This window comes from Streptacidiphilus fuscans, assembly GCF_015690355.1.
Taxonomy (GTDB): domain Bacteria; phylum Actinomycetota; class Actinomycetes; order Streptomycetales; family Streptomycetaceae; genus Streptacidiphilus; species Streptacidiphilus fuscans.
On sequence record NZ_JADPRT010000002.1, the window covers coordinates 573,370 to 599,997 of the forward strand.

Consider the following 26,628-nt stretch of genomic DNA (forward strand, 5'->3'; position numbering starts at 1 on the left):
GTGGTGGGCTCCCCTGATGACGTGATGACGGCTCCAGCGTAATCGCCCGAGGCGCACGACGGACCAGCGCCTGCCGAACCGCAGGTGTGAATCCCCCCTCCGGCCGCTCCGTAGCGGTCATGTCGGGCATGTCCGGAGGGGTCACGCCCGGGTGGACGTCGTGTCGGCCGGGCCGGAGGTGAGGTGGACCACCACCGACAGGCTGTCGCCGTTGCGCAGCACGGTGAGGACCGTCTCCGCGTCCTGCTTGCGGCCCCGGATCAGCGCGATCAGGTCGTCCGCGTCGGTGACCGCGACGCCGTCGTCCGCCGTGACGATGTCGCCGACGTGCAGCGGCGACTTCCGCTGGGCGACCGCGGTGATCTTCGCCCCGCCCTGGAAGGAGCGGTCCAGGGTCACCCCGATCATCGGCGGGTCGGCGTGTCCGGTGCCGATCAGCTGGGCGGCGACGGCGGCGGCCTGGTCGATCGGGATGGCGAAGCCCAGGCCGATGCTGCCGCTGTCGCTGCTGTTGCCGTAGGGGTCGGTGCTGTCCGGGTCGGCGGAGCGGATGACCGTGTTGATGCCGATCACGGTGCCGCTGGCGTCCAGCAGCGGGCCACCCGAGTTGCCGGGGTTGATCGCGGCGTCGGTCTGCACGGCGTCCAGGTAGGAGGGCCCGCCGGGCATGCCGGGGCCGGAGACGATCGGGCGGTCCAGCGCGCTCACGATGCCGGAGGTCACCGTGCCGCGCAGGCCGTAGGGGTCGCCGATGGCCATCACCGGGTCGCCGACCTGGACGTCGTCCGAGTCGCCGAGGACCGCCGGGGTCAGTCCGGAGACGCCGGTGACCCGCAGCACCGCCAGGTCGGTGCCGACATCGCGGCCGACCAGGGTGGCCGGATGGCGCTGGCCTGTGTTGAAGGTCACGGTGACCGTTCCGGGGGTGCCGTCCGGGGCGATGACGTGACTGTTGGTCAGGATGTTGCCGTTGGTGTCGAGCAGCACCCCGGTGCCTGTCGTCTGCTGGCCGTCCGCCGCCACCTGCAGGTAGACGATGCCGGGCAGGACCGCGTGCAGCACCTCGGCCGTGCGGCTGGGCGTCTTGGACGTCGCGGGTGCCTTCGACAGCGTCAGCCGGCCTCCCTGCCGGGCGCCCTCGACGGCGACGCCGAGACCGCCGCCGATCAGGCTGGCGACGACCACGACCACGGTGACGGTCAGGACTCCGCGCGGCGAGGCCAGCCTCGGGCCGAACGGCGGGGTCCGGCGCTCGGTCCGCCTGGTCCGGGGGCCGCGCCTCGCCGAACCCCGGGCCGTGCGCTGGGCAGGGATGTGCAGCAGTCGTCGCAGGCCACGGGCGCGTCCGGGCGCGCCGTCGCCTTCGTGCGACTCCTCCTGCCGCCTGAAGATCGGCTCCCGGCCGGGGCCCGGCCCGTCGGGGTGACTCCACCACGCGGGCGCGCATCGGCGGCTCTGCCGGGGAGTCGGGGATTCCTCCACCTGCTGCTCCGCTGCCATGCCGAACTGCTCCTCAACGCCTTGCTGCCATGGCGATTGAAACAGGAACCGACCACTCGGGGCTACCGTTCGCGCACATTCTCAGTCAACGAACAGTTGCCGCTCGGCCACGGACGGACGTCGCGGGAACGCCGCGGGCGGGCCGGAGCGGAGTCCGACCCGCCCGCGGGCGGAGAGTTCAGCGCTTCAGCGCAGGGGTTCCTGGGGAGGGCGTGGCAGTCAGGGCAGCAGCCGACCGGCCGGGACCACCGAGGGGCCCGACATCGGGTGGAAGCCCGTCGTGCGGCGCATAACCTCCTGCGCGGCGCTGTCGTTGCCGTGGAGGTCCTCCACCGCCAGCTGGCTCCCGGCGGGGGCGTAGTTGCCGGTGCCGGAGAGCGGGGAGACGTCGGCAGGGGCGTCGGAGGAGGCGGAGACGCCGGTGAGCGCCGTGCTCAGGGTCACCGCCGCGACCGAGAAGGCTCCCGCCGCCGCGAAGACCAGACGTCGGCCCCGCTGGGTGCCCATCGGCGCCGCCGCGGCGGCCAGGACACCGGCCAGCGGCTGGCTCGGCAGCAGACCGCCGCCGACCCCGGCACGGAGCCGGGCGGCTATCGGACGCGGCTCCTCGCGGGAGTCGTCCCGGCCCGCGCTGCCTGAGCCTGAGTCGTGCGGCTCGCGTACCTCGCGCAGGGCGCGGGAGGAGCGCTCACGCCGGGCGCGCGGGTCCACGCCGGGCACCGGGTGGTCGGCGCCCAGTGCGCCGGAGCCGAAGCTGCTGCCGCGCAGTCCGCCACCACCGAGACCGCCGCCGGAGCCGAAGCCCGACCCCGAGCCGCCGAACAGCGACCGCACGCCGCGCGTGGCGCCGGCGGCCGGATGACCCGACGACGGGCCTTCACCGTCGTCGCCCTCCTCCGGCACGGCGATGGAGAGCAGGCGGCTCATGAAGACCGGGCTGGGATCCGGCGGCAGCACCTCGCGCAGGCGCGACTTGAGCTGCCGGGCATCCTCGGCCTCGGCCAGGCAGGTGGGACAGGTGGCCAGATGGGCCTGGACGCGCTCACGGGCGCCGTGGTCCAGCTCGCCGTCGATGAAGGCGGCCAGACGGTCGCCCAGGTGGTGTTCCTGCGCCGGAGACGCGGGCACAGCCACGGAGACCGGGGTCACCCGCAGCTCTGCTGCCTCCGGCCGCGCGGCGCGGCGGGGCCGCTCGCTCACGAGGACCGCCTCCCGTCCAACGCATCTGCGGCCAACAGCTGAGCCTCGGCGTCGACGTCCACGCCGGCCCGGCGCTCACGGCCCTCGCTCGCGCCGGGGGCGCGGTGCTGCAGGGCGGCGCGCAGGTGCGCCCGGCCGCGGTGGATGCGGCTGCGCACGGTGCCGAGCTTGACGCCCAGGGTGGCGGCGATCTCCTCGTAGGAGAGCCCCTCGATGTCGCAGAGGACGACGGCGGCGCGGAACTCCGGGGCAAGGGTGTCCAGGGCCTGCTGCACGTCGGCGTCGAAGTGGGTGTCGTGGAACTGCTGCGCGGGCGACGGCTCACGGCTGGGCAGCCGCTCGGCGGCGTCCTCGGCCAGCGCGTCGAAGCGGATCCGCTGCTTGCGGCGGACCATGTCCAGGAAGAGGTTGGTGGTGATCCGGTGCAGCCAGCCCTCGAACGTGCCGGGGGTGTACGTGGACAGCGAACGGAACACCCGGACGAAGACCTCCTGGGTGAGGTCCTCGGCGTCGTGCTGGTTGCCGGTCAGGCGGTAGGCAAGGCGGTACACCCGGGCGCTGTGGGTCTGGACGATCTCCTCCCAGCTGGGCGGAGTCCATGCAGCCGTGGCGCTCTGGTCGTCGAAGGTGGCGGTCTGACCGTCGGGCACGACGGTCTCGCCGAGCTGGCCGTTCGAAGCCGTCTCGTCGACGGGCGCGTACTCGGGCTGCGACTCACTCATCACGGGCTTCGGCGTACGGGCCGGCGCGGGGCCGCGAGAGAACCGCGAACGAGCGCCCCCCTCAGCCACACCTCCTCGATCGGCTCTTCTGCCTAGCAGGGCCACCACCATATCCGCACCACCCGTTAGCACCGGATAAAAAGCCAATCACCATACGACCCACCTGGGGCGTTGTGTATACGCCCGGTGCGCCGGTCCCGCTCCGCCGCGCTCGCACGCGGCGTTCATCTGTTTCCAACGGCCGGGCCTTGATCCCGGTTCCGCTCCACTCCACTAACCTGTGGCCAGAAATCGACACAGTTCAGGCGACACGCACCGTCGGGCACAGGAGGAAGGCATCAGCGGCTACGGGGAACAGGCGGACGCCGACCTCGCCGACGCCTATGCCGTCGAGGACGCGGTCCTCGAACGCGCCCGTGAACTGTCGCTGGCGGCGACGGTCCGACCGGTCTCCCCCGGCAGCGGCGCCACGCTCCGACTGCTGGCGGCGGCGACGGCCGCCCGCGCGGTGGCGGAGATCGGGACCGGCACCGGCGTGTCGGGCATCTGCCTGCTGCGCGGGATGCGCCCGGACGGGGTACTGACCACCGTCGACATCCACCCCGGCCTGCAACGCCAGGCCCGCGAGGGCTTCGCGGCGGCGGGCTTCGCCCCCAGCCGCGCACGGCTGATCCCCGGCCCGGCGCTGGACGTGCTGCCGCGGCTGGCGGACAGCCAGTACGACCTCGTCTTCTGCGACGGCGATCCGGCGGAGTCGACGGGCTACCTTGCTGAATCGTTGCGCCTGCTCCGGCCTGGGGGAACGGTCTGCTTCGAGGGCGCGCTGGGCGTGGGTGCGCCGGCGGTCAGGGAGCTGGTGCGGACGATCCGCGAGCATCCGGACCTGGTCCCGGCGCTGCTGCCGGTCGGGGACGGGCTGCTGGCCGCGGTGAAGCGGTAGCGCGGTAGCGCGGTAGCGCGGTTGAGCGGTTGAGCGGCGCCGCGCGGTGGGGGCGGTGACGACGTGCGAAGGCCCTGTCCCAGGCGGGACAGGGCCTTCGTCGTCAAGCTACGTAGAACCGCTACGTGGAGCTGAGGGCGTGCGGTGTCAGCTGAAAACGTCCTTGAGGGCGTCGCCGAGCGCCTGAGCCTCGTCGGGCGTCAGCTCGACAACGAGCCTTCCGCCACCTTCGAGCGGAACTCGCATGACGATGCCCCGCCCCTCCTTGGTCACCTCGAGCGGGCCATCGCCCGTCCGCGGCTTCATGGCCGCCATGCTCGTTCCCCTTCCTGCACCTGGGTCTAGCCGAACCCCACGGCCCGTCCACCGCCGGTTTCGAACGCACTGATCGGAGTACCAGTATCCCGCATTCGACCGTCCGATGACCAACGTCACGCATCACGCCAGCCCCAGCGGCCTCTCGGTACACATCCGACCGCACTCGAACACGCCTGCCGACCGCACCTCAGTTCCCCTCCCTCACGGGCAGGCTGCCGCTGTGTGAGGTGCCCCTGTTGCGCTTCGGGAAACCAAGAGAAAGTGGGCTACGTCACATCCACTCAGGGAGGTGGCATCCGCCATGCTGACCAGGGACATCTGGGACGACCAGTGACGACCAGGACCAGTTGACGACCAGGAGGAGCCGGACGTGGCCGACAGCGTGCTGTACGAGATCGAGGACGGGCTCGCGACCCTCACCATCAACCGCCCCGAGGCGATGAACGCGCTCGACACCGCGACCAAGGTGGCCCTGCGCGACGCCGCGCAGGACGCCGCGGAGAACGCCTCGGTCCGCGCGGTCCTGCTGACCGGCGCGGGCGACCGCGCGTTCTGCGTGGGCCAGGACCTCAAGGAGCACGTCGGCAGTCTGAGCGCCGCTCGGGAGTCGGGCGGCTCGGCGCTGTCGACGGTCCACGAGCACTACAACCCGCTGGTCACGGCGCTGGCGACGATGCCCAAGCCGGTCGTCGCCGCGATCAACGGCGTTGCGGCGGGCGCGGGCGCGGCGCTGGCCTGGGCCTGCGACTTCCGGCTCCTCGCCGACCACGGCGGGTTCAACACGTCCTTCGCCGGGGTCGCCCTGACGGCGGACTCCGGCGCGTCGTGGACCCTGCCGCGCCTGGTCGGCCACGCCAAGGCCACCGAGTTGCTGATGTTCCCTCAGACCGTCAAGGCCGAACGGGCGTTGGCCCTCGGCCTGACCAACCGCGTCGTCCCGGGCGCGGAACTCGCCTCGGAGGCACGGACGTTCGCACGCGGCTTGGCCGACGGCCCGACCGTCGCCTACGGCGCGATCAAGTCCTCGCTGGCATACGGCGCGTCCCACTCGCTCGTGGAGACGCTGGCGAAGGAGGACGAACTCCAGACCCTCGCGGGCGCGTCGGCGGACCACTGGATCGCGGTCCAGGCCTTCCTGGCGAAGGAGAAGCCGCGCTTCACGGGCGCGTAGCCCGGAGCCGGAGGCGTGCACCTTCTGCAAGCGGGGTAGTTGCAATCACCTCAGGGGCGCGGGGCTCTGCTGATGTGCGGCTCCGCCGCGTGGGCGCGAGACACCACTGACATGCGGATGGCCCTGCGCGTTGGGCGCGCCACGTGGGTGGGTGGCTTGTCGCGCAGTTCCCCGCGCCCCTGGGCAGTGCAACCATCTGCGGGAGCGGAGAACCCGCCTTGTCGCGCTCACGCTGGGGGTCCCCCCGCCGAAGGCAGGGGGAGGAGCCGCACATCAGCAGAGCCCCGCGCCCCTGGGGTAATTCACTTCCCCGCTTGCCCCAAGCCCGCCTCTCAGCGGGCGAAGCAGTCGGCCAGGTGGTCGTTGACCAGGCCGCAGGCCTGCATCATCGCGTAGGCCGTCGTGGGGCCGACAAAGCGGAAGCCCTTTCGCTTCAGCTCCTTGGCGAGGGCCGTCGACTCCTGCGTCACCGCCGGGACGTCCGTCAGGGAGGTCGGCGCCTTGGGGGCGGGGTCCGGGGCGAAGCCCCAGATCAGGGCGTCGAGGGAGGTGCCGTCCAGCTCCAGCAGGGCGCGGGCGTTGGCGATGGTCGCCAGGATCTTCGCGCGGTTGCGGATGATGCCCTCGTCCGTGAGCAGGCGCTCGACGTCCGCGTCGTCGTACGCCGCGACCTTCGCCGGGTCGAAGCCGTCGAAGGCCCGCCGGAATCCCTCCCTGCGGCGCAGGATGGTGATCCAGGACAGGCCCGACTGGAACGCCTCCAGGCAGAGCCGCTCGTACAGTGCGGTGTCGCCGTGGACCGGCTTCCCCCACTCGGTGTCGTGGTACTCGACGTAGTCCGGCGCCGACAGGCCCCACGGGCATCGGAACAGACCGTCCTCGCCGCGGACCGCCTCACTCATCGCTGCTCATCGCTGTTCGTCCTCCGGCTCGTCCGACTCGTTAGCGTCCTCGGGCTTCTCCGTCCCGGCCCCGCCTGCCGCCGACGACTGGGTCGACGACTCGTCCGGTATCTCGACCTTCCCGAGCTGGATCGTCGGCTGATACCCCTCGGTACCCGCAGCCGTGCCCGTGCCCTCGCCCGTGCCCTCGCCGCGCGCAGGCGCCAACGCGGCGGAGAGCGCGTGCTCCAGCTCCGCGACGCGGTGGTCGCGCTGGGAGAGCTCGGCGGCCAGGCGGTCCAGGGTGTCGTCCACCTCGTCCATCCGGTAGCCGCGCAGCGCCATCGGGAAGCGCAGTTCGTCGATGTCGTCGTGGGCCACGGGCCGGTCCTTGGGCAGGCCGGCCGCCAGGCGGTCCCGCTCCGCGTCCGGGAGGGAACCGCCCGCGCCGAGCGCCGCCAGCGCGGCCGCGCCGACGACCAGCACCATCAGGACGAGGATCAACCAGAACACAGGCCCACTCCAGGCTGCCGGTGGGGGATCATGGACGAGCCCCAAACGTTTGACAGCCATCATGGCGTACCAGCCTGGGAGGACGCATGGCCCGCACGCCCTTGAAGCTCGGCACCCGCACTTTCGCTCCGGACGAGCTCGTGATCATGGCCATCGTCAACCGCACCCCGGACTCGTTCTTCGACCGCGGCGCGACCTTCACCGACGAGGCCGCCTTCGCCGCGGCGGACAAGGCGGTGGCCGAGGGCGCGGCCATCCTGGACATCGGTGGCGTCAAGGCCGGGCCGGGGGACGAGGTCACGGTCGAGGAGGAGCTGCGGCGCACCGTCCCCTTCGTCGCCGCGCTGCGCGAGCGGCACCCGGACGTGGTGCTGAGCGTGGACACCTGGCGGCACGAGGTCGGCGAGGCCGTCTGCGAGGTGGGCGCGGACCTGCTCAACGACGCCTGGGGCGGCGTCGATCCGCGGCTGGCCGAGGTCGCCGCGAAGTACCGGGTCGGCCTGGTCTGCACCCACGCCGGAGGCACGGAGCCGCGGACGCGTCCGCACCGGGTCGAGTACGCGGACGTCATGGCGGACATCCTCACGCGCACGGTCGCCGGTGAGGCGGAGCGGGCGCTGGCGCTGGGCGTCCCGCGCGAGGGGATCCTGATCGACCCGGGCCACGACTTCGGCAAGAACACCCGCCACTCGCTGGAGGCGACGCGCCGCCTGCCGGAGATGACCGAGACGGGCTGGCCGGTGCTGGTCTCGCTCTCCAACAAGGACTTCGTCGGCGAGACGCTGGACAAGCCGGTCGGCGAGCGGCTGCTCGGCACGCTCGCGACCACGGCCGTCTCGGCCTGGCTGGGCGCCCAGGTGTACCGGGTGCACCAGGTCGCCGAGACCCGGCAGGTGCTCGACATGGTCGCCTCGATCCGCGGCACCCGTCCCCCGGCGGTCGCCCGCCGGGGACTGGCCTGACGACCGCCGGGACCAGGTCCTACTCCGGGTTGTGGGCGGGCTGCGGGTGGCCGTTGGTGCGGCTCGCTTCGAGGATCTTGACGGCCTCCTCGACGGAGTCAGTGCACTGGATCAGCTCCAGGTCGCCCGGGGAGGCCTTGCCCTCGGCGATGAGCGTGTTCCTGACCCAGTCCAGCAGCCCGGACCAGTACGCGGTGCCGAAGAGGATCACCGGGAACTTGGTCACCTTGTGCGTCTGGACCAGCGTCAGCGCCTCGAACAGCTCGTCCAGCGTGCCGAAGCCGCCGGGCAGCACGATGAAGCCCTGGCTGTACTTGACGAACATGGTCTTCCGGACGAAGAAGTACCGGAAGTTCAGCCCGAGGTGGATGTAGTCGTTCAGGCCCTGCTCGAAGGGCAGCTCGATGCCCAGCCCCACGGAGGTGCCGCCCGCCTCGAAGGCACCGCGGTTGGCGGACTCCATCGCGCCCGGCCCGCCGCCGGTGATCACCGCATAACCGGCCTCGACCAGCGCCCGGCCGATCCGGACGCCGGCCTTGTACTCGGCGGAGTCGACGGGCGTCCGGGCCGAACCGAAGACGCTGACCGCCGGTCCGAGTTCGGCGAGGGCGCCGAAGCCCTCGACGAACTCGGACTGGATCCGCATGACCCGCCACGGGTCGGTGTGCAGCCAGTCGGAAGGACCGGCGGAGTCCAGCAGGCGCTGGTCGGTGGTACTTGCGTCGATCTGGTCCCCGCGCAGCAGCACCGGGCCTCGGTGCTTGACGCGCACCTTGCCGCGCAGGCGGACCTGCTCGGGGCCGTTGCCGTGTTCGTTTGACTGGTGGCTGCGGTCGTCTGTCATACCTCCGCAGCGTACGTCGGTAGATCAACGCGCGGGTGGATTTCCGTTGGCCACCGGGCAATCAGACAGTCGGGCCCCGGAGGTGGGGATCAGCTGGTCAGCGAGGCCGGGCTCAGGCGGTCAGCCAGGCGCGGATCCGCTTCTCGGTCTCCTCGATCGCGGAGAGCGAGCAGTGCTCGTCCCGCTTGTGCGCGTAGTTCGGGTCGCCCGGACCGTAGTTGACCGCCGGGATGCCCAGCGCCGAGAAGCGGGACACGTCGGTCCAGCCGAACTTGGCCGTCGGGGTGGTCGCGGTCGCCTCGACGAACGCGTCGGCGGCCGGGGCGGACAGGCCCGGCATCGCACCGGCGGCGAAGTCGGTGACCACGACGTCGAAGCCCGCGAAGACCTCGCGGACGTGCGCCGTCGCCTGCTCCGGCGTCCGGTTGGGTGCGTAGCGGAAGTTGACCACGACCAGGCACTCGTCCGGGATCACGTTGTTGGCGACGCCGCCCTCGATCCGCACCGCGTTCAGGCCCTCGTGGTACTCCAGACCGTCGATCTCGACCCGCGCGGCCTCGTAGGCGGCCAGGCGCTCAAGGATCGGCGCGGCCTTGTGGATCGCGTTCTCGCCCAGCCAGCTGCGGGCGGAGTGGGCGCGGACGCCCGTGGTGCGGATCTCGGCGCGCAGGGTGCCCTGGCAGCCGCCCTCGACCTGGGCGTTGCTCGGCTCCATCAGCACCGCGAAGTCGCCCGCCAGCCACTCCGGGTGGTTGCGGGCCAGGCGGCCGAGGCCGTTGCGGCTCGCCTCGACCTCCTCGTGGTCGTAGAAGACGAAGGTCAGGTCGCGGTTGGGCTCGGGCACGGTGGCGGCGATGCGCAGCTGGACGGCAACGCCGGACTTCATGTCCGAGGTGCCGCAGCCCCAGATCAGGTCGCCCTCGACCCGGGAGGGCAGGTTGTCGGCGATCGGCACGGTGTCCAGGTGACCGGCCAGGATGACCCGCTCGGAGCGGCCGAGGTCGGTCCGGGCGACCACCGCGTCGCCGTCGCGCTCGACGGTCAGGTGCGGCAGCTTCCGCAGGGCGGCCTCGACGACGTCGGCGATCTGCTGCTCCGCACCGCTCACGGAGGGGATGTCGACCAGGCGGGCGGTGAGCTCCGCCCCGGTCAGACTCAGATCCAGCTCGGGCACGGCGGGCGCGGAAGCGACATGGCGACTCATGGGCAGCCAGCCTACGTGGCTTTGCCTCGCGATTACCCGAGGCCGCAGCGCGGCGCAGCTCACAGGTACGCAGGCGAACCGTAGTCCCAACACCACCGTCCCAGTCGGTAGGGTGCCAGTCGGCCGAATTGGGGCGAGTCGAACGGATCGACGGTCGTCGACGAGCGCTGAGTGACGAGAACCGATCAGGATCCGGCCGAGGCCGGCGGCAGCAATACCGGGGAAGGGACGCCGGGGTGAGTCTGAGCGAGATGATGAGCGCGGGGCACGAGGCCCCTCCGCCGCGACGTCGGCGCCGACGTCGCTGGTTGGCGTGCCTTCCCGCGCTGGCCCTGCTGGCGGTGCTCGTCGTGGTCGTGGTCGTGCTCATCGGCAAGGGCCGCGGCCTGCTGCCCGGCCCGCTCTCCGAGGGCTGCGAGGCGGACACCCCGGACGGCATCGTCCAGCTCGACCTGGACCAGATGGAGAACGCCAGCACCATCGCCGCCGTCGCCACCTCACGCAACCTGCCCGAGCGCGCGGTCACCATCTCGCTGGCCACGGCCATGCAGGAGTCGCAGCTGGTCAACCTCAACGGCGGCGACCGCGACTCCCTCGGCCTGTTCCAGCAGCGTCCTTCGCAGGGCTGGGGCACGCCGCAGCAGATCGCGGACCCGGTCTACGCGACCAACAGGTTCCTCGACAAGCTGGTCCAGATCCCGGGCTACGCCCAACTCCCGCTCACCCAGGCCGCGCAGGACGTCCAGCACAGCGCCTACCCGGACGCCTACGCCCAGCACGAGGCGGACGCGACCACACTCTCGGGCGCGCTGACGGGCCGCGTCCAGGCGGCGCTCAGCTGCACGGTCGACGGCGTCGGCGCCGCGAGCGCCGGGACCGGCACGTCCGACGTGTCGGCGGCCCTGTCCAAGGACTTCGGCCACGTGGTCAGCACCACGCCGCTGGGCGCGGCGGCCTCCTCGTCCGACTCCTCCGGCGCGTCCCCGTCCGGCCCGACCCAGGACCGGCTCGACGTCCAGCTGCACGGCAGCGCGTATCTGGCGGAGCACGGCTGGGCGGTGGCACAGTGGGCGGTCGCCCACGCCAAGGACCTGCACATCACCGGCGTCTCGTACGCGGGCAAGCAGTGGACGGCCGACGCCTCGGACAAGGGCTGGGTCGCGGCCGACGGCTCCTCCGCGTCGGCGTCCGCCGCCCCCGCGTCCGACGTGTCGTCGAGCAGCGGGTCGAGCGACGTCCAGCTGACCGTCGCCGCGTCCTGACGGAGCATCAGGCCACCTGACGGGACGGCAACTTCGGGGCCGTTGGCGCTCCCCAGGAGGGTTAAGCGCGGCGCTGTAGGTTGACGAATTGGGCCATTCGGGTCGGCTCTGCCGAAATCTCTCGCGACGGGACAGAAAACCCGTGCGGGGACTGTGAGGAAACCTTTCACCCGAAGGTTTGACGGCGCTCCGTATATGTAGACATATACGGACATTGGATCGGGGCGGTTGGGGAACTCTTTACCCAGAACGGCCGTCACCTTCTTGCTCCTGGGGCGGTAATCACCACGTCCGCCCGGCGGACGGGTTCTGTCGTCCCATCACTAGGAGCACCATGTCTCTCCCCCTCTCGCGTCGGATCGTCCAGGCCGCCCTCGTCGTCGCGGCCGGTGCGGTTCCGGTGGTCGCTGCGGGTGCGGCGCAGGCCGCCCCTGCCCTGCCGACGGTGCCCGACCTGGGCGGTGTCAGCAGCCTGGACACGGCGGGCCTGGGCAGCCAGCTCCAGAGCGCCACCCACCAGACCGGCGAGCTGGCCGGCACGGGCGCGGGCCGGGCCGTCACTGAAGGTGTCCCCGTGGTCGCCGACGCGGCCGGCAGCACGGCGGGCCAGGCCGTCCCGATCGCCAACCGCTCGCTGGGCGAGTCCGCCCTCCAGGTCGTCGGCCTGGCCGGCCAGGCCGTCAGCGCGACCCACGGCACGGGCGCGCTGACCGACACCCGGGCGATGCCCGCGCCTGCGGCCGCGCCGGCGGCCGGCGCTCCGGTGTCGGCTCCGATCCAGGCTCCGGCTCCGGCCCCCGCGGCGGGCCCGCTGGGGGCGCTGCCGCTCCAGAGCCTGCCGGTCAACACCCCGCTGACGGCGGCTCAGGGCGCGCTGGGCGGCGTCACCCGCGAGGCCCCGGCGCAGCGCGTCGGCGGCCTTCCCAGCCTGAGCAGCCTTCCCAGCCTCAGCGGCGCGGACAACTCCCCGCTGAGCACGGTCACCAACGTCCTCCCGGGCGTCGGCGGCCTTCCCCTGGGGTAACGCGCAGGTAGTTGCACTATCTAGGGGCGCGGGGCTCTGCTGATATGCGGCTCCGCCGCGTGGGCGCGAGCAGCGAGCCTGGCTGCCGCGGGTAGTTGCACTATCTAGGGGCGCGGGGAACTGCGCGACAAGCCACCCACTGTGGTGTGTCGCCGAGCGAGCAGGGCCATCCCGACTGGGTGGTTGCTCGCGCAGTTCCCCGCGCCCCTGAACTACGCCTGCAGCCGTGCGACCGCCGCAGCGACGCGCTCGTCCGTCGCCGTGAAGGCCATGCGGACGAAGTTCGCGCCCGCCTCGCCGTAGAACTCGCCCGGCGCAGCCAGGATGCCGTGCTTGGCGAGTTCGGCGATGGTGTCCCAGCACGGCTCGTCCCGGGTCGCCCACAGGTAGAGGCTCGCCTCGGAGTGCTCGATCCGGAAGCCGTAGGCCTCAAGCGCCGTGCGCAGCGCCGCGCGCCGCGCGGCGTACCGCTCGCGCTGCTCGGCGACGTGCGCCGTGTCGCCCAGCGCGGCGACGGTCGCGGCCTGGACGGGGGCCGGGACCATGAAGCCGCTGTGCTTGCGCACCTCCAGCAGCTCGCCCAGGACGTCCGCGTCGCCCGCGGCGAACGCCGAGCGGTAACCGGCGAGGTTGGACCGCTTCGAGAGCGAGTGGATCGCGATCAGACCGGCCATCGACCCGCCGCTGACGTCCGGGTGCAGCACCGAGACCGGCTCCGCCTCCCAGCCCAGCTCCAGGTAGCACTCGTCGCTGACGACGAGCACGCCGTGCTGCCGCGCCCAGGCCACGATCCGGCGCAGCTCGTCCAAGCCGAGGACCCGACCGGTCGGGTTGGAGGGCGAGTTGAGCCAGAGCAGCCGCAGGCCCTCCGGGTCCAGCTCGGTCGGGTCGTCGTAGACGACGTAGTCCGCGCGGGCCAGGCGGGCGCCGACCTCGTAGGTCGGGTACGCGAGCCGCGGGAAGGCGACGCGGTCGCCGGGGCCGAGGCCGAGCTGCCACGGCAGCAGGGCGACGAGCTCCTTGGAGCCGACCAGCGGCAGGACGTTGTGGTGGCTGACGCCCTGCGCGCCGAGGCGGCCCTCGACCCAGCCGACCAGCGCGTCCTTGAGCGCGGTCGTGCCCCAGACCGTGGGATAGCCCGGGCTGTCCGACGCCGCGGCGAGTGCGTCCTGCACCAGTTGCGGGACCGGGTCGACCGGTGTGCCGACGGAGAGGTCGACCAGGCCGTCGGCATGGGCCGAGGCGGTGGCCTTGTACGGTTCCAGGCGGTCCCAGGGGAACGCCGGAAGAAGTGCTGAGACGCGGCGCGCCGCCCCTCCGAGGAGGGACGGCGCGGCGGTGCTGTCGTGCGACGAGGTCACTTGAGTGGTCCCCAGTGGTCCTTGGTCCTAGTGGTCCTGGTTCTGCGGCGGCAGCGCGGCGATGAACGGGTGGTCCTTGTCGATCACACCGAGCTTGGAGGCGCCACCGGGCGAGCCGAGGTCGTCGAAGAAGTCGACGTTCGCCTTGTAGTAGTCCTTCCACTCGTCCGGAGTGTCGTCCTCGTAGAAGATCGCCTCGACCGGGCAGACCGGCTCACACGCGCCGCAGTCGACGCACTCGTCCGGGTGGATGTACAAGGACCGCTTGCCCTCGTAGATGCAGTCGACCGGGCACTCTTCGATGCACGCCTTGTCCTTCACGTCGACACAAGGCTGCGCGATGACGTAGGTCACGCTGTCATTCCTCCTCGTAGGGGCTACATACGCGCAAGGGAAGCGCGGCGTCGTCGATGCCCGCCCCTAGTATCGCCGGTCGAAGGCACTGGATGTAACGGAGGTGGCGGTCATGACGTCCCAAGGTATCGGACACGCGGGCGCTGGAGTCCGGCTCAACCCGTCTGACCTGGGACGACGTGTGATGATCCGGCGTGTTGCCGGGATTGACGAAGGTCGCCAGGTGTTCACGGACGTGCTTGGCGTGTTCACATCCTGGGACAACGGGGTACTGACCGTCGTGAACCGGGCCGGTGAGGCGGTCGAGGTTCCGGTCACCGAGGTCGTGGCGGGCAAGCCCGTCCCGCCCGCGCCGGTGCGCCGTTCCGCGAGCGCGCCCGAACTTCCGCCCCCGGCGGAGCTGCAGCGGATCGCCGCGCGCGGCTGGGCGGCGCTGGAGCAGGAACCGCTCGGCGAGTGGGTGCTGCGGGCGTCCTCCGGATTCACCCGGCGCGGCAACTCCGCGCAGACGCTCGGGGATCCGGGCCTGCCGCTGTCGGAGGCGCTGGAGCGGGTCCGGGCCTGGTACGCGGAGCGCGGCCTGCCGGGCTACGTCGAGGTCACCGAGCCCGGCTCCCCGGCGGGGCTCGGCGCGGCGCTGGCGGAACGGGGCGTGACGGAGGCGGAGACGCTGGTCCGGACCGCGCCGCTGGCCGACCTGGTCCGGGCCACCCGCCACGCCGGCGCGGACGTGCGGCTGTTCCGGACGGCCGGTCCGGAGTGGCTCGCCCGCTACCGGCGGGTCAGCGGAGACCCGGTGCAGGAGCAGGCGGCGCGGCAACTGCTGCACAGCGGGCGCTCGGTGTGGTTCGCCTCGGTCTCGCTTCCGGAGATCGGCGGCGGCCCGGCGGCGATCGGCCGCGCCGTGGTGGACGGCGCGTGGGTCGGGGTGGGCGCGATAGAGGTCGTTCCGCAGGCACGACGGCGCGGCCTGGCCACGGCGCTGATGTCCGCGCTCGCGTCGCGGGCGGCCGAGGAGGGTGCCACAGCCGCGTATCTGCAGGTGGAGGCGGACAACGAGCAGGCGCAGGCGCTCTACGACAAGCTCGGCTTCGACGTCGCCTACCGGTACCGTTACGCCCGGCTCGGGTCCTGATCCGGCGCCTCCGGGCGGCACGTCCGGTCGCGTGATCCGATGACGATGCGGGCTCGGCGCGCGCGGCGCGCATAGAATCCACGCCCGTGAGCGAGGAAAGCAGGGCGCGGTTCGCCGAGGAGGCGCGCGCGGAACGGCCGGACCTCGCACAACTGTGCCTGCTCATGGGCTTCGAGGTGGATCTGGCCGCCGAACCGGGCGGCATCGACGAGGCCCTCGCCCCGGCGCTGCGCGCCCTGGACCGCCTGGCGGCGTCCGTCGCCGCAGCGGTCCGGGAGACCCCGCCACGCTCGGCCGCGGAGACCGCGGCACTGCTGGCCGGCGTCCTGGCGGGCTCCGCCGACCTGCGCGGCGGCGCGGGCGTGTACAACCGGCTTGAGTCCTCGCTGCTGCACGAGGTGCTGCGGCGCGGGCGAGGGCTGCCGATCACGGTCAGCGCGGTCTGGATCGCGGTCGGCGCGCGGACCGGGCTCCCGGTCTACGGGCTCGGCCTGCCAGGGCACTTCGTGGTCGGCGTGGGCGATCCGCAGGGCGAGCACGTCTTCGTGGACCCGTTCCACGGCGGCCAGCTGCTCACCCTCGACGACGCCTCCGACCTGGCCCGCGAGGCCGGCTACCGGCTGACCCCCGACCTGATGCGGCCTGCGGAGCCGCACGAGATCGTGCTGCGCATCCTCGCCAACATCCGCAACTGGGCCTCGGCGAGGCCCGAACACGCGCGCACCCAGCTGTGGGCCACGGAGCTGGCCCTGCTCCTCCCCCGCCACCCGGCGCAGTTGCGCCTGGAACGCGCGGAACTCCTGGTCAAGACGGGCCACTTCCTGGAGGGCGCCGAGCAGATGGACGCGTACGCGACCATCCTCGACGCGTTCGACCCGGAGTCGGCGGCCCGGGTCCGCCTCGAGGCGAAGGCCGCCCGGCACCGGCTCAACTGACCCCATAGAGGGACGTTGCAACCACTCTGTGCGGATGGCCCTGAGCGTTCGGGGCTCTACCTCGCTGGGTGGCTTGTCGCGCAGTTCCCCGCGCCCCTGGATAGTGCAGCCACCTCCTTTGCAGAACCTTCGCCGCCGCCCTCAAGAGACCTCTTGCCTTCGTTACTCAGGCGACGTACTTTTTACTCATGCCAGTAAACGACGCCAGTCGTACTCGCTCTGTCGCCGCCACCGCGCGGCGCGCGCAGATCATCGCGGCGACGATCGAGACCATCGCGGAACTCGGCTACGGGCAGGCGTCCTTCGCGCGGATCGCGGAGCGGGCCCAGCTCAGCAGTACGCGGCTGATCTCGTACCACTTCGCCGGAAAGAACGAGCTGATCGAGGCCGTCATGGCCGAGGTCTACGGCGAGATCACCGCCTTCATGGCCGAGCGGATGCGCGAGGCCACGGATCCGCCGAGCGCGCTCGCCGCGTACATCCGGGGGGTGGTGGCGTTCGTCGCCACGCATCGGAAGCAGATGGACGCGCTGATGTCCGTCTTCCTCGGCGTGGGGGCGGAGGTCGACGACGGGAGCCATGACGAGGACGGCGAGCGCAGAGTCTTCACTCCGCTGCAGCAGATCCTCGAATCCGGCCAGCAGAGCGGCGACTTCCGGACTTTCGACAGCTTCGTCATGGCCGCCACGATCCAGCGCTCGCTGGACGGGCTGCCGTATCTGCTGCGCACCGCGCCGGACCTCGATCTCGACGCCTACGCCGAGGAGTTGGTGACGCTCTTCACGCTGGGCACGGCTGCTGCCACGGGCACCACCACACACGGGGTGAACACGCCATGAAAGCACGTCAAGCACGCCAGGCCATCCGATTCGTGGGCGACTTCGTCGTGCCCACCGCCATGTTCTACGTGCTGCGGGCCGCCGGGGTCGGGCTGTACCTGACGCTGGTGCTCTCGGCCGTGCTGCCAGCCGGGTTCGCGGTCGTGCGGTGGCTGCGGTCGCGCGAGACCGACGGGTTGGCGGTCTACATGCTGTCGATGCTGGTGCTGAGCGCGCTGGTCTCGGTGATCAGCGGCAGTCCGCGGTTCCTGCTGGCCCGCGAGGGGTGGCTGACCGGGGTCACCGGCGCCTGGTTCATCGCGTCGGTGTGGGCGACCCGGCCGCTGGCCTTCCTGTACACCCGGCCGATGCTGGAGGGTCGCCGCCGGATGGCCGACATCCCCGGCGACTGGGACGAGTTGTGGGAGCAGCTGCCCGGGTTCCGGCGGATCTGGAGGGTCGGCAGCGTGCTCTGGGGGGTCGCCCTGCTCGCCGACTCCGTGGTGCGGGTGATCATGGCCTACACGCTGCCGGTCGACTCCGTCCCGGCGCTCGGCACGCTGCTCTACGTGGCGACGTCGGTGGTGCTCATCGTGATCACCAACGTCTACTACGCCGTCTCCGGGCTCTACTTCAGCGGCTCCCGCCTCTACGACCCCCTGCGCGAGGCAGGACTGCTGCCACAACGCCAGCAGGCGGCCTAGAGCCTGGCCCTAGAGCCAGCCCTTCTCCATCGCTATCCGCACGGCCTCGGTGCGGTTGCGCGCGCCGGTCTTCTGGATCGCCGCCGAGAGGTAGTTGCGGACCGTCCCCTCGGACAGGTGCAGGTGGCGGCTGATCTCCGCGTTGGCGGAGCCGTCCGCCGCCGCGGCCAGGACGTCGTGTTCGCGCGAGGTGAGCGGGTTGGCGCCCTCGGCCAGCGCCGCGGCGGCGAGGGTCGGATCGATGACCCGCTCGCCGCGCAGCACCCGGCGGACCGCCTCGGCGAGTTGGGCCGCCGGGGCGTCCTTGACCAGGAAGGCGTCCGCGCCCGACTCCATCGCTCGACGCAGGTAGCCGGGGCGGCCGAAGGTGGTCAGCACCACGATCTTCACTCCCGGGCAGGCGCGCCGCAGTTGGGCCGCGGCGTCGATCCCGGTGAGGCCGGGCATCTCGATGTCCAACAGTGCGACGTCGACGTCGTGGGCCTCGGCCGCGGCCACCACCTCGTCGCCGCGCGCCACCTGGACCGCGACGTCGATGTCGCCCTCGAGGCCCAGCAGAGCGGCCAACGCCTCACGGACCATGCCCTGGTCCTCGGCCAGCAGAACTTTGATCACTCCTGCACGGTACCGGCCACCGGTTCCTGATCGGCATCGATCGGGCGACGCAGCGGCACCGTCGCGCGCAGGGTGAACCCCTTGCCGCGCTTGGCCAGGCCCGCGTCCAGCCATCCGTCGGCCAGCGCGAGCCGCTCGCCGAGACCGGTCAACCCGTTGCCCGGAGTGCTGTGTTTGCCGCCGGAGCCGTTGTCGGCGACCTCCAGCGTCAGCACCCGGCCGACCGCTCCGTCGGGCGCGAAGTCCTCGATCAGCCGGATCCGGCAGACCGTGGCCCCGCTGTGGCGGACGACGTTGGTGACGGCCTCGCGCAGCGCCCAGCCGAGCGCCCCCTCCTGCTCCAGGCCCAGCCCGGGACGCGGATCGGCCAGGTCGAGCGGCGCGTCGATCTGGATGTCCGCCGCGCTGAGCGCGGTGCGTGCCGCCGCCAACTCGACGGCGAGCTTGGGTCGCCGGTACCCGCCGATCGCCTCGCGGACGTCGACAAGCGCCTGGCGGGAGACCTTCTCGATGTCGCCGACCTGCGCGCGCGCCTCCTCGTACCGCTCCTGGTCCATGAACCGGGCGGTCAGCTCGGTCTTGAGGGTGATCAGGGACAGCGAGTGGCCGAGCAGGTCGTGCAGGTCGCGGGCGAGGCGCAGCCGCTCGTCGGAGGCGGCGAGCGCGGCGACCGCCTGCCGTGCCTCGCGCAGTTCGCGCATGGTGGTGACCAACCGCATCAGGCTGGTCATGGCCAGGCCGCCGAGCAGCCCGCCGAGGGTGATTCCGACCAGTGCGCCGCCGTCCTCGTGGGTCAGCAGGCCCAGCGTCACCAACAGGGCCGCGACGCCGATCACTCCGTAGAACCCGTACGGCGTGGGCAGGATGGCGCCGGCCGAGACGGCCGTGTAGGCGAACAGCGCCAGCCAGGCGTTGTCGAGGCCCAGGGTGGTGATCACGGCGATCGCCAGCATGGTCGCCAGCAGCCATCCGTGCCAGCGCTGCCAGGGGTCGAGCCGCGCCTGGCGGCGCATGATCAGCGTCACGTAGCAGCCGAGGAAGGCCGCCAGCATCGCCCAGCCGAAGACCTGTCCGGCCACCGTGTGGCTGCCGTTGAGCAGGTCGGTGAGGGGATAGGCCAGGTAGACCAGCCAGAGCAGCATCCAGCACAGCTTGATGAACATCTGCCGCCGGTTCTCGGGAGGCATGCCCATCCTCACCGGGTTCGACCGAACTGGCTCGCACTCGTTCATATCGCCTTCTTACCCCCGTCTGTGTCCGGAACCCCGCAGGAGAAGGGACGGGCAGGGCGGCCCCCCGGCCGTCCTGCCCGTCGGCTTCCCACGTTCAGCCTCAGAGCGCCTTGCGGTCCCGCTGGTAGAGCCATGCTGCCAGGGCGCCGAAGGCGACCAGGTAGGCGAGCAGCCCGGCGACCTCGGACATGCTCACGCTCACCCCGCTCACGGGGTACTTGGCGATCTCGTTGTACAGGTAGACCGGCGTGTACTGGCCGATCGACTTCAGGCCGCCGGAGATCGGGAACCAGGAGCCGCCCAGGAACGCCATGCCCATGTAGGCGATCATCGTGATCGGCTGCACGGCGTCCGGCGAGGCCGCGTAACCCAGCGCGACACCGGCCGCGGCGAAGACGAAACCGCCGCCCCAGACCGCGAGGCCCATACCGACCCAGGTCAGCGGAGCGAAGTGGACGCCCTGGAACGCACCGAGTGCGAAGACGGCCACCACCGAGGGCAGCGTCAGCACGCCCGCCGCGGCCACCTTGGAGAGCAGGTAGCCCCAGCCCGGCAGTGCGGTCAGCCGCAGCTGACGGGTCCAGCCGCTCTTGCGCTCCAGCGAGATCCGCATCCCGGTGTTGAGCGCGGCCCCGAGGGTGCCGAAGGTCGCCATCGAGACCATGTAGTAGGTCCGGTACGAGATGCCGTCGAAGGTCTGGTTCTTGAACTGCGACGAGTACAGCAGGAACATCATCACCGGGAAGACCACGGTGAAGAACAGGTAGCGCTTGTTCCGCAGCACCCGCAGGATTTCGAGCTTCACCAGCTGTGACATCGTCAGTTCTCCTCGGCCGCTGCGGTGATGGTGATGAACGCCTGCTCCAGGCCGACCCCGGCGACCTCCAGGCCGCGCGGGTAGAAGCCGGCCCGGTAGACCGCGGCCATGGTGGCGTCGGCGTCCGAGGTGGAGATGCGGACCGTGTGGCCGCTCAGGTCCAGCGTGGTGACGCCCGGCAGGGTGTGCAGCAGGGAGGTGTCGACCGTGCCGTCCTGCGGGTGCAGGTCGAAGGAGATCCGGCGCTGACCGGCGCGGGCCTTGATCTCGGCGGCGGTGCCGTCGGCGATCAGGCGGCCCTTGTGCATCACCAGGACGCGGTCGGCGATGGCGTCGGCCTCCTCCAGGTAGTGCGTGGCGAAGAGGATGGTCCGGCCGGCGTCGGCCTGGGCCTTCATCACCGACCAGAAGGCCTGGCGGGCGGTGACGTCCATGCCGGTGGTCGGCTCGTCGAGGACGATCAGGTCGCTGTCCCCCGCCGTGGCCAGCGCGAACCGGACCCGCTGCTCCTGGCCGCCGGAGAGCTTGTCGACCTTGCGGTCGGCGATGTCGAGGATCTGGGCGGTGGTGAGCACCGCGTCGACGTCGTAGCCGCGCGGGTGGACCTTGCAGGCGAAGGTGACCAGCTCGCGCACGGTCACCTCGGGCAGCAGCCCGCCGCTCTGCAGCATGACGCCGACCCGGCCGTCGACGACGGCCTGGCGGGGCGTGCCGCCGAAGAGGCTGACCTGTCCGGCGCTCGGGTCCTTGAGGCCCAGCAGCATGTCGATGCTGGTGGACTTCCCGGCCCCGTTCGGGCCGAGGAAGGCGACGGTCTCGCCGCGGTGCAGGGTGAAGGAGCTGTCACTGACGGCCTTGACGCTGCCGAAGCTCTTGCTGACCCCGCGGAACGCGGCGACCTCGGCGGCCCCGGCCGCCCGCCCGTCGCGGTCGGCGCCCACGGCGACCTTCCGGTCCGCCCCCGTGTACTGCTCGGTGGAAGTTGTCATGTGAGAAGACTCGCGGATCACGGGGTGCCGACGTCAGTGCCACCCCTCCTCGGCTGCCCATGACGGATGTCACGGTCCGTGCCGTGACCAGCGATCCGCGACGGCCGACGCGGGCACCGATCGGGAGGGGCCGGCGTTCACCCGGGCGGCGCAGCGTCGTTCGAACGGTCGAGTACGAACGACAGGTTCGCTCGTTCGGCCGCAGCGGACCCCGACCGGAACCGCGTCCGACGACGTCAGCGGGGGCGCGAGCCCGCTCCGACCCGTGCGCCGCACCGAACACGCGGGCGAACGCGAGGGGTCTTCGGGCAAACCCGGCGCTCCCCCGCGTCACCCGTTCGGCCCTCGCGCGGCGGCCCGCCACCCCGGCGTCCACGCGCCGCCCGCGCGCCGGGGTCGTGCATCGGCGCGACCGGCCTTGCATGATGACGGAAAGTGACTCGACCGTCACCCCACGGGTATCACCCGGGTGCGTTCGTCCCACGGGGCGGCAGTCCCCGCCGTCCACAACCGCACGACCGAGAGGTGTGACACGCGATGGTTCTGCCCATTTCCGCAGCGGTGCTGTTGCTGATCATCGTGGTGGTCCTGATGAGGCGTTCCGGGCTGAAGGGCTGGCACGCCTTCGCCTGCACCCTGCTCGGGTTCTATCTGGCGTCCAGCTCGATCGCCCCGTCGATCAAGACCGTGACCACCAGCGTCGCGGGCATGCTGACCGGCCTCAAGCTGTAGGGCCCGGCTTCGCACCCGCGCCGGATCAGCCCGGCCCCGGCTACCGCCGTCGTGACGCGACGGTGCCGTGTCCGTCGCTGTCGGTGCCACCGCCTACGCTGACCCCATGACGGATTCACCCTCGGCAGCTCGCGCCGGCCGGCGCCTGCTTCTCGTCCACGCCCACCCCGACGACGAGTCGATCGGCAACGGCGCGACGATGGCCCGTTACGCCGCCGAGGGGGCCGGCGTCACGCTGGTCACCTGCACCCTCGGCGAGGAGGGCGAGGTCATCGGCAACGACCTGGCCCATCTCGTCGCCCACCGCGAGGACGCGCTCGGCCCGCACCGGATCACCGAGCTGGCCGCCGCGATGCGCGAGCTCGGGGTCACCGACCACCGGTTCCTCGGCTCCCCCGGCCGCTGGCGGGACTCGGGGATGATGGGCGTGGCCAGCAACGGCCATCCCGAGGCGTTCTGGCAGGCCGATCCGGACGAGGCCGCGGCCGAGCTGGTCCTGGTGATCCGCGAGGTCCGTCCGCAGGTCCTGGTCACCTACGACCCCAACGGCGGTTACGGCCACCCCGACCACATCCAGGCGCACCGGGTGGCCATGCGCGGCGCCGAGCTCGCCGCCGACCCGGCCTTCCGGCCGGAGCTGGGCGCACCGCACCACATCGCCAAGGTCTACTGGAACGTCATCCCGCGTTCCGTGGTCGAGGCCGGGTTCGCCGCACTCCGCGCCGCCGGCAAGGATTCGCCGTTCCCGGGCATCGCCTCCGCGGACGACGTCCCCGGCGTGGTCGACGACGCCGAGGTGACGGCCGCCGTCGACGGCAGCGCCTTCGCCGCGGCCAAGGCCGCCGCGATGCGCGCGCACGTCACTCAGATCTCGGTCGAAGGCCCGTTCTTCGCGCTCTCCAACGACCTGGGCCAGCCGCTGCCCGCCGTCGAGTACTACCGCCTGGTCCGCGGCGACGCGGGTCCGCGTGACGCCGCGTCGGGCTGGGAGCTCGACCTCTTCGCCGGGGTGACCGAGTGAGCCGGCCTCAGACTCCTGACGACGACGGCCGGGACGACAAGGCCCGGGGCAGCAAGGGCCAGGACGGGAAGAACGGCCGGCCTGCCCGGGGCCGCGCGAGCGGCGGGCCGAGTGTGCCCGCACCGCGCAGCGGTACGTCGCTGCCGCCCGGGCGCCGCTACCCGATCGGGCGCGGCGCCCGGATGGTCAGCTATGTCGGGTTGGCCGTGCTCGGTGTCGTCATCGGCCTGGCCGGTGCGCTGATCGCCGACCTGTGGAGCGGCGGCGGCCTGGTCCTCGGCGCGGCCGGGGTGCTCGCACTCACCTACGGCGGCAGCGTTCTGACGGGCACGAAGACGGGCGCGGCGCTGCCTACGCTGACCTGGCTGGTCACGCTGCTGCTGGCCAGTCTGACCACCCCGGTGGGCAGTCAACTCCTCGACGGGAGTGCGACGGGGGTGGCCCTGCTCTTCCTCGGCCTGCTCGGATCCGTGCTCTGCATCGCACGTCCGTCACTCTCTCCTCTTACCCCTCTCCCTCCGGCAGGACCGCGCCGCGACCGCTCCCAGTAAGGTGGTCCCCGCAACGCTGGAGACCGCGGTTCCACACACCGCAACCGCAGCCCCACGGGACGCGGGGAACAACGATCCACAACCGCACCTCGCCCCGCCGGCGGGGCGCGAACCGGAGCAGCAGTGAGTCGAGAATCTGACAATCCGATGTCGCCTCGTCAGGGCGGCGACTCCTACCCTTCGGGCACGCCTCCCTACGGCGTCCCGGGCGACCCGTTCTCGCGAACGGGCCAGACTCCTGGGGCCGGGCAGTCCGGCCAGCCGGGGCACGCCGGGTCGGGTCAGCCCGCGCAGAGCGGCGATGAACCGCGCACGGAAACCACGCTCACCACCCGCATCAAGATCAATATCCCGGGATCGCGGCCGATCCCGCCGGTCGTGGTGCGCAGCCCGATCAACGAGGAGACGGGCGAGCAGCCCGCGCCGCGCCACCCTCGTGGCGAGGAGACGGGCGAGCAGTCGATGCCGCGTCGGCACCGCGCCGACAGCTCGGGCTCGCCGGTCCTCGGTGTGATGGAGTCCGGCCAGGGCACCGCGCTTCCGCCGGACCTCCCCGCCGAGTGGCGCACCGCGGACCAGGCGGCCCCGGCCCAGGACAGCCAGTCGCAGAGCAACAGCGGCTGGTTCGCTCCGCGGAAGAAGTCCACGCCGCCTCCGCCGCCCGCGTCTCCGGCCGCACCGGCGGGGCCGTCGGCGCCCGACCGGTCCGTGCCCCCGGCGCCGCCCGCGCCGCCGTGGCAGACCGGGGAGTTCCAGGCACCGCCGCAGCAGCAGCCGCAGAGCCCCTCGCAGACCGGGGAGCAGCCGCTCCCCCAGCGGCCGGCGAAGGCGAAGCAGCAGCCGTCGCAGCAGCCCCCGCAGCCGCCGCGCACCCTGCAGTTCCCGACCGCGGACCTGCAGCAGCAGTCGCCGCTGGGCTACGACACGCAGTCCTCCTCGCCGTGGGCCCAGGGCCCGGGGCAGGGGCCCGGCCAGGGTCCTGGTCTGGGCGCTCCCCAGGCGTCGACGGGCTCGCAGACGCTTCCGCCCCGGCCGGTCCCGAACGCCGGGCGCCCGCGCGGCTCCGAGGGCTTCGGCAGCGGCATCGGCGGCGGCGAGCCCGGCCCCATGGGTGGGCCGATAGGCGCCGGCCCGGCCGCTGATCGCCCCGGCGTGGTCGGCGCGGAAGGCGGGCTCCCGCGGACTCTGCAGTTCCCCAACCTGACGGACCCTCAGGCCCCGGCCGGTTTCGGCGCGGTGGCTCCGCCCGTCGGCCCCGGCGTCGGTCCGGCCGCCGGTCCGGGCGCGCCCGCTCCGGCCCAGCCGGACGCGCAGCCCAAGCAGGGCAGGTCCAAGCAGCGCAAGCAGAAGGGCGGCGCCCAAGGCGGCCAGACCCAGCAGCCGGGCGGCCAGAACGCGGCCGAGCAGACCGCGGCCATGCCTGCCTTCCAGCCGGTGACCGACGCCAACGGCCACCCGGTCGGCGACGGCTTCGCGGGCGGTACGGGCGGCGCCGGTGCGCCGCCGCGTCCGGAGCCCTCGGCGGACGGCGCCGGTGGTGCCGCGTCACCGAAGGCGGGGTCCTCGTCCAAGGCCGCGTCCGGCAAGAAGCGCGGCGGCGGCAAGGCCCGCAAGCTGGCCGGGACGGGCATCGGCGCCGTCGTGGTGCTTGGCGCCGTCGCCTACGGTGCGGGCCTGATGCTGAATCAGGCCGACGTGCCCAAGGGCACCACAGTGCTCGGCCAGTCGATCGGCGGCGACACCCGCGACCAGGCGGTCACCGCACTGGACGGCAGCCTCGGCAAGCTGGCCGCGCAGCCGATCCAGGTCACGATCGACGGCAAGGCCGCCACGCTGAACCCCTCGGTCGCGGGCCTCACGATCGACACCGGTGCGACCGTGCAGAACGTGGCGCAGCACAGCTACAACCCGGTCACCGTGATCGAGTCGATCTGGAGCGGCAGCAAGGCCGTCGCCCCCGTCGTCGTCATCGACGAGGACAAGCTGCGCTCCGCCCTCCAGCAGCTCGGCGGCTCGGGGGTCGGCGGCGCACAGCCGTACATCCACTTCTCCTCCAGCGGCAAGGTGGAGATCTCGCTGCCGAAGGCCAGCAGCGGACTGGACGTCAACGCCGCCGTCCCGCTGGTCGAGCAGGCGTTCCGCAGCCGGGCCGCCGGACACCCGGACCAGGTGGTCACCCTGCCGACGACCACGGGAGCCGCAGGCGGCGACTCGGCGGCGGCGCAGCAGGCCGCGCAGACGATCGGGGCCTGGGCGATGAAGCAGCCGTTCAAGGTGATCGCGGGCGGCTCGCCGGTGCTCTTCGGCAAGAACACCTTCAGTCATGCGCTGACCCTGCGTCCGAACGCCTCGGGTCAGTTCACGCCGGTGTTCAACATGACCGAGCTGGCCAACGCCTACGGCACGGCCTTCGTCGGCGTCACCATGAAGAACGGGCAGCCGGTCACCCCCGAGGCGGTCGCCGCGGCGCTGTCGTCGCTGCTCAGCACTCCGGGCGGGGCCACCTCGACGAGCATCTGAGCACCCGTCTGACCCGTCGGCCGTACGGCCCGACCCGAGGCCCCGGACAAGCGCCGCCGAGCGCGTGTCCGGGGCCTCGCGCATGCCAGGGAAAGGTCCAACAAAGGGCGGATTGCAATACCGCTCTACGCGTGTTTTTGCAATCGACAATTACCCGGCGGCGACCGGTCCGTGTGCTGAATTTCTCCCATAAATTTCATCGCATCGATCACGTCTTGCCCTCGCCTGTGGGCCTTTGTCCGTTATGGACGATGCGTCATCAATACTGTTCGATTATCGGACACTTCACCCCAGGCGCGATGC

27 protein-coding genes are annotated in these 26,628 nt (G+C 72.1%); 13 read left to right on the plus strand and 14 right to left on the minus strand.

What is annotated here, in order from left to right:
* Positions 1-141: 141 nt before the first annotated feature.
* The 3 genes from I2501_RS06240 to sigE form a co-directional block, all read right to left on the minus strand.
* Positions 142-1,500, minus strand: coding sequence for a S1C family serine protease (locus I2501_RS06240; RefSeq protein WP_196192796.1), 1,359 nt, complete (start codon positions 1,498-1,500; stop codon positions 142-144).
* Positions 1,501-1,719: 219 nt separating this feature from the next.
* Positions 1,720-2,700: an anti-sigma factor family protein gene (locus I2501_RS39055; protein WP_328806233.1), complete on the minus strand. Its 981-nt coding sequence runs from the start codon at positions 2,698-2,700 to the stop codon at positions 1,720-1,722.
* On the minus strand, positions 2,697-3,533 hold the full coding sequence (gene sigE, locus I2501_RS06250; protein WP_236045889.1) for an RNA polymerase sigma factor SigE: 837 nt from the start codon (positions 3,531-3,533) through the stop codon (positions 2,697-2,699). The genes I2501_RS39055 and sigE overlap by 4 nt, the downstream gene beginning before the upstream one ends.
* A 169-nt stretch (positions 3,534-3,702) precedes the next feature.
* Between sigE and I2501_RS06255 the strand changes: the two genes are divergently transcribed.
* Complete coding sequence (locus I2501_RS06255) at positions 3,703-4,362, plus strand: O-methyltransferase (RefSeq protein WP_408022708.1); 660 nt, start codon at positions 3,703-3,705, stop codon at positions 4,360-4,362.
* A gap of 147 nt (positions 4,363-4,509) precedes the next feature.
* Here the strand turns inward: I2501_RS06255 and I2501_RS06260 are convergent, their stop codons facing one another.
* Positions 4,510-4,677 carry a DUF3117 domain-containing protein gene (locus I2501_RS06260; RefSeq protein WP_196192797.1) on the minus strand — a complete coding sequence of 56 codons (168 nt, stop codon included), beginning with the start codon at positions 4,675-4,677 and terminating at the stop codon, positions 4,510-4,512.
* Between the two features lie 373 nt (positions 4,678-5,050).
* Here I2501_RS06260 and I2501_RS06265 point away from each other — a divergent pair, with 373 nt between their 5' ends.
* Positions 5,051-5,851 (plus strand): enoyl-CoA hydratase-related protein, encoded by an 801-nt coding sequence (locus I2501_RS06265; protein ID WP_196192798.1) that lies wholly within the window; start codon positions 5,051-5,053, stop codon positions 5,849-5,851.
* Between the two features lie 332 nt (positions 5,852-6,183).
* Here I2501_RS06265 and I2501_RS06270 read toward each other — a convergent pair whose 3' ends face one another.
* Both I2501_RS06270 and I2501_RS06275 read right to left on the minus strand, forming a co-directional pair.
* The gene (locus I2501_RS06270) at positions 6,184-6,753 is read right to left on the minus strand and encodes a DNA-3-methyladenine glycosylase I (protein WP_196192799.1); all 570 of its coding nucleotides are present in this window, start codon (positions 6,751-6,753) and stop codon (positions 6,184-6,186) included.
* 6 nt (positions 6,754-6,759) lie between these two features.
* Complete coding sequence (locus I2501_RS06275; RefSeq protein WP_196192800.1) at positions 6,760-7,245, minus strand: DivIVA domain-containing protein; 486 nt, start codon at positions 7,243-7,245, stop codon at positions 6,760-6,762.
* 86 nt (positions 7,246-7,331) lie between these two features.
* Between I2501_RS06275 and folP the strand changes: the two genes are divergently transcribed.
* The gene (gene folP / locus I2501_RS06280) at positions 7,332-8,207 is read left to right on the plus strand and encodes a dihydropteroate synthase (RefSeq protein ID WP_196192801.1); all 876 of its coding nucleotides are present in this window, start codon (positions 7,332-7,334) and stop codon (positions 8,205-8,207) included.
* A gap of 19 nt (positions 8,208-8,226) precedes the next feature.
* Here folP and I2501_RS06285 read toward each other — a convergent pair whose 3' ends face one another.
* Together I2501_RS06285 and dapE are read right to left on the minus strand one after the other, a co-directional pair.
* Positions 8,227-9,051, minus strand: coding sequence for an LOG family protein (locus I2501_RS06285; RefSeq protein WP_196192802.1), 825 nt, complete (start codon positions 9,049-9,051; stop codon positions 8,227-8,229).
* Positions 9,052-9,163: 112 nt separating this feature from the next.
* Positions 9,164-10,255 (minus strand): succinyl-diaminopimelate desuccinylase, encoded by a 1,092-nt coding sequence (gene dapE / locus I2501_RS06290; RefSeq protein ID WP_196192803.1) that lies wholly within the window; start codon positions 10,253-10,255, stop codon positions 9,164-9,166.
* 254 nt (positions 10,256-10,509) lie between these two features.
* On the opposite strand from dapE, the gene I2501_RS06295 reads away from it, so the two are divergent.
* Both I2501_RS06295 and I2501_RS06300 read left to right on the plus strand, forming a co-directional pair.
* On the plus strand, positions 10,510-11,517 hold the full coding sequence (locus I2501_RS06295; RefSeq protein WP_236045997.1) for a heavy metal transporter: 1,008 nt from the start codon (positions 10,510-10,512) through the stop codon (positions 11,515-11,517).
* Positions 11,518-11,851: 334 nt separating this feature from the next.
* Positions 11,852-12,541: a hypothetical protein gene (locus I2501_RS06300; RefSeq protein WP_196192805.1), complete on the plus strand. Its 690-nt coding sequence runs from the start codon at positions 11,852-11,854 to the stop codon at positions 12,539-12,541.
* Between the two features lie 212 nt (positions 12,542-12,753).
* Here I2501_RS06300 and dapC read toward each other — a convergent pair whose 3' ends face one another.
* Together dapC and fdxA are read right to left on the minus strand one after the other, a co-directional pair.
* Positions 12,754-13,902, minus strand: a complete 1,149-nt coding sequence (gene dapC, locus I2501_RS06305) for a succinyldiaminopimelate transaminase (protein WP_196192806.1) — start codon at positions 13,900-13,902, stop codon at positions 12,754-12,756.
* Positions 13,903-13,929: 27 nt separating this feature from the next.
* Positions 13,930-14,256 carry a ferredoxin gene (gene fdxA / locus I2501_RS06310; RefSeq protein ID WP_196192807.1) on the minus strand — a complete coding sequence of 109 codons (327 nt, stop codon included), beginning with the start codon at positions 14,254-14,256 and terminating at the stop codon, positions 13,930-13,932.
* A gap of 112 nt (positions 14,257-14,368) precedes the next feature.
* On the opposite strand from fdxA, the gene I2501_RS06315 reads away from it, so the two are divergent.
* The 4 genes from I2501_RS06315 (at position 14,369) to I2501_RS06330 (ending at position 17,848) form a co-directional block, all read left to right on the plus strand.
* A complete protein-coding gene (locus I2501_RS06315) occupies positions 14,369-15,391 on the plus strand; it encodes a GNAT family N-acetyltransferase (RefSeq protein WP_196192808.1) in 1,023 nt (340 codons plus the stop codon).
* Positions 15,392-15,477: 86 nt separating this feature from the next.
* Entirely contained in the window at positions 15,478-16,326 is an 849-nt protein-coding gene (locus I2501_RS06320) for a transglutaminase-like domain-containing protein (RefSeq protein WP_328806235.1), read from the plus strand.
* Between the two features lie 188 nt (positions 16,327-16,514).
* On the plus strand, positions 16,515-17,165 hold the full coding sequence (locus I2501_RS06325) for a TetR family transcriptional regulator (protein ID WP_215909291.1): 651 nt from the start codon (positions 16,515-16,517) through the stop codon (positions 17,163-17,165).
* A complete protein-coding gene (locus I2501_RS06330) occupies positions 17,162-17,848 on the plus strand; it encodes a VC0807 family protein (protein WP_196192809.1) in 687 nt (228 codons plus the stop codon). The genes I2501_RS06325 and I2501_RS06330 overlap by 4 nt, the downstream gene beginning before the upstream one ends.
* Before the next feature lie 9 nt (positions 17,849-17,857).
* Here the strand turns inward: I2501_RS06330 and I2501_RS06335 are convergent, their stop codons facing one another.
* From I2501_RS06335 to I2501_RS06350, 4 genes are all read right to left on the minus strand, one after another.
* Entirely contained in the window at positions 17,858-18,463 is a 606-nt protein-coding gene (locus I2501_RS06335) for a response regulator transcription factor (RefSeq protein ID WP_328806236.1), read from the minus strand.
* Positions 18,460-19,650, minus strand: coding sequence for a sensor histidine kinase (locus I2501_RS06340; protein WP_236045891.1), 1,191 nt, complete (start codon positions 19,648-19,650; stop codon positions 18,460-18,462). The genes I2501_RS06335 and I2501_RS06340 overlap by 4 nt, the downstream gene beginning before the upstream one ends.
* Before the next feature lie 145 nt (positions 19,651-19,795).
* The gene (locus I2501_RS06345; protein WP_196192812.1) at positions 19,796-20,512 is read right to left on the minus strand and encodes an ABC transporter permease; all 717 of its coding nucleotides are present in this window, start codon (positions 20,510-20,512) and stop codon (positions 19,796-19,798) included.
* Between the two features lie 2 nt (positions 20,513-20,514).
* The gene (locus tag I2501_RS06350) at positions 20,515-21,501 is read right to left on the minus strand and encodes an ABC transporter ATP-binding protein (RefSeq protein ID WP_196192813.1); all 987 of its coding nucleotides are present in this window, start codon (positions 21,499-21,501) and stop codon (positions 20,515-20,517) included.
* 537 nt (positions 21,502-22,038) lie between these two features.
* Between I2501_RS06350 and I2501_RS06355 the strand changes: the two genes are divergently transcribed.
* The 4 genes from I2501_RS06355 to I2501_RS06370 all read left to right on the plus strand — a co-directional run bounded on the left by I2501_RS06355 (position 22,039) and on the right by I2501_RS06370 (position 26,325).
* The gene (locus tag I2501_RS06355) at positions 22,039-22,233 is read left to right on the plus strand and encodes a hypothetical protein (protein WP_196192814.1); all 195 of its coding nucleotides are present in this window, start codon (positions 22,039-22,041) and stop codon (positions 22,231-22,233) included.
* Between the two features lie 106 nt (positions 22,234-22,339).
* Positions 22,340-23,254 carry an N-acetyl-1-D-myo-inositol-2-amino-2-deoxy-alpha-D-glucopyranoside deacetylase gene (mshB, locus tag I2501_RS06360; protein ID WP_196192815.1) on the plus strand — a complete coding sequence of 305 codons (915 nt, stop codon included), beginning with the start codon at positions 22,340-22,342 and terminating at the stop codon, positions 23,252-23,254.
* Positions 23,251-23,805 carry a DUF6113 family protein gene (locus I2501_RS06365; protein ID WP_196192816.1) on the plus strand — a complete coding sequence of 185 codons (555 nt, stop codon included), beginning with the start codon at positions 23,251-23,253 and terminating at the stop codon, positions 23,803-23,805. Before mshB ends, I2501_RS06365 begins: the two co-directional genes overlap by 4 nt.
* Positions 23,806-23,952: 147 nt before the next feature.
* Positions 23,953-26,325 carry a hypothetical protein gene (locus tag I2501_RS06370; protein ID WP_196192817.1) on the plus strand — a complete coding sequence of 791 codons (2,373 nt, stop codon included), beginning with the start codon at positions 23,953-23,955 and terminating at the stop codon, positions 26,323-26,325.
* The last annotated feature ends 303 nt before the right edge of the window (positions 26,326-26,628 follow it).